The sequence below is a fragment of the Mesorhizobium sp. M2A.F.Ca.ET.039.01.1.1 genome (genome assembly GCF_003998035.1).
Taxonomy (GTDB): Bacteria; Pseudomonadota; Alphaproteobacteria; order Rhizobiales; family Rhizobiaceae; genus Mesorhizobium.
In genome coordinates this window covers 1-2035 of the sequence record NZ_RZRY01000932.1, presented here as the reverse complement: position 1 = coordinate 2035, position 2035 = coordinate 1, and the positions used below count along the sequence as shown (strand labels likewise).

Sequence of the window (2035 nt, the reverse complement as noted above, 5' to 3'; positions counted from 1 at the left end):
GGATTCCAGGCTTCAGTTGGCCAGGGTGCGGCGCCATGACAGGACCCTTCGTTCAAGCAGGCGCACAAGACCGTCCGAAACCAGGCCCAGCAGCACATAGACCGTCAGGCCGACCAGGATGACGTCGGTCTGCCCGTAATTGCGAGCGAGGTCGATCATGTAGCCGAGCCCGCTTGTGGCATTGATTTGTTCGACCACGACAAGCGAAACCCAGCAGAGCGTCACGGCAAACCGCAGGCCCAGCAGAAACCCGGGCAGCGCGCCGGGCAGGATGACCTCAAAGATGAAATCCTTTCGGGACATGCGCAGGGTTTCGGCCAATTCGACATAGCGGCTGTCGATGCTGCGAAGTGCGTTGTGGGTATGAATGTAAACCGGAACGATGACGGCAAGCACGATCGTGGTGACCTTCATGCCCTCACCGATACCGAACCAAAGGATCAGAAGCGGGATCAGCGCCAAGGTCGGGATAGCGCGCTTGATCTGAACCGGGCCGTCGATCAAAGCCTCGCCGATGCGGGAAAGGCCAGCGATGACCGCCAGGACCGTGCCGATGACGAGGCCAACGGTGAGCCCTAACAAAGCACGTGTCGCCGATGTCGCGAAGTTGTCCTGCAGGCGGCCCTGTTCGATGAGCCTTGCGAAGGCCTCAATGACCGTCCAGGGCGCGGACAGGATGCGCGGATCGATCCAGCCGAGGCCTGAGCCGATGACCCACACCAGCAAAAGTATCGCTGGCCCGAGTTGCAGTCCGAAGGGTATCGCGGGGCCTGGTCCCAATCTGCGGCGCAGCCGTGGACGCCCGCTCGCACGTGTCGTGTCCGCGTGCGCATAAGGAGCGATGCTATGCCTGTACGTTCGGGCCGACTTCCCTTGATCCAAATCCCAGGTCGTTGACATGATCAATATCCTCTCCGGATGGCTCATTGGCTCTTGGCCAGAGCAGCGGCGGCCAGCTTTTCGAAGCGGTTGTCAAAGATCTGTTCCACGCTGTAGGGCTCGTATCCCAACTCCTGCGCCAGGAGATTGATCGTCTCCTGATGACGCTTCTTCACCTCGGTCCAGTCGGCAGGCACGATTTGCTCGCCTTCCAGATGGACGAGATACTCGCCATCTTCGCGGCTGAGACCCTGCTGGCCGACATAGTATTCCTTGATCCAGATTTCCGGGTTCTGGTTGACCCATTCGATGGCTCTGGCCCACAGGCCGACATATTCCGCAAGCGCCGCAGCCTTCGCGGGATCATCCAGAACCCATTGCGGCGCATAGAGATGGGCTGGGTCGTCACGCAGGCCGTGCTCCAGAAGGCTTGCCCCCTCCGGTCCATATTGATTGATGTAACGGCGAATATTGACGCCGCCGAGCGGAGCGATATCGACCTGCCTGCTTGCCAGCGCCTTCGGGTAGACATCGCTGGTGCTCGGCAGTTCGATCAGGGTGACGTCGCTCTTTTGCAGGCCGGCCGCACGGAGCGCGCGCAAGACCAGCGTTCCCTGAGCCTGACCCGGGCTGAAGGCGATGCGCTTGCCGCGGAAGTCCGCAAGCGACTTGACATTGACGCCTGGGGCAATGCCAAAGCGATAAATCGGATTGGCAATCGGATTCCGGTGTTCACTGTAGGCGATGTTGCGGACGGGCAGGTTGTTCCAGTTCGCGAAGATCGACGGGATTTCCGCGACCGCTCCTACATCAAGCGCCTTTGCGCGGAATGCCTCGGAAGTCTGAGGCCCGCCGCTGATGTTGGCCCAATTGACCTTGAAGGTCAGTTCCTTGTCGAGCCCTGACAACTCGAGGGCTTTTTGTGTCTCCGGGTCACCGATGGTCAGGACCGTTCCTGGCGGAACTTTCGAAAGAAGAGGAGCGTCCGCCTGGGCGTTCGCCGTGCCGCTGACCGCTCCAAGCGCAAGCAGACTGAACAGTGCGGCCTTCAAGTTGCTTTTGAATGTCATCGTTGTTCCTCTTTTGGATTTGCTCGCAGGAACGGTGCCTGGCAGAGCAATCAGAAGTCTATAAGATCTATAGAGATACCTAAGAT

General features: G+C 59.6%; 2 protein-coding genes. Both read right to left on the bottom strand.

Translation table 11 applies throughout. The annotated features are described in order from the left end of the window. Positions 1-12 precede the first annotated feature (12 nt). Positions 13-900: an ABC transporter permease gene (locus tag EOA24_RS35735; protein WP_127410692.1), complete on the bottom strand. Its 888-nt coding sequence runs from the start codon at positions 898-900 to the stop codon at positions 13-15. A gap of 23 nt (positions 901-923) precedes the next feature. Beyond that, positions 924-1949, bottom strand: a complete 1026-nt coding sequence (locus EOA24_RS35730) for an ABC transporter substrate-binding protein (protein ID WP_127410691.1) — start codon at positions 1947-1949, stop codon at positions 924-926. Positions 1950-2035 lie beyond the last annotated feature (86 nt).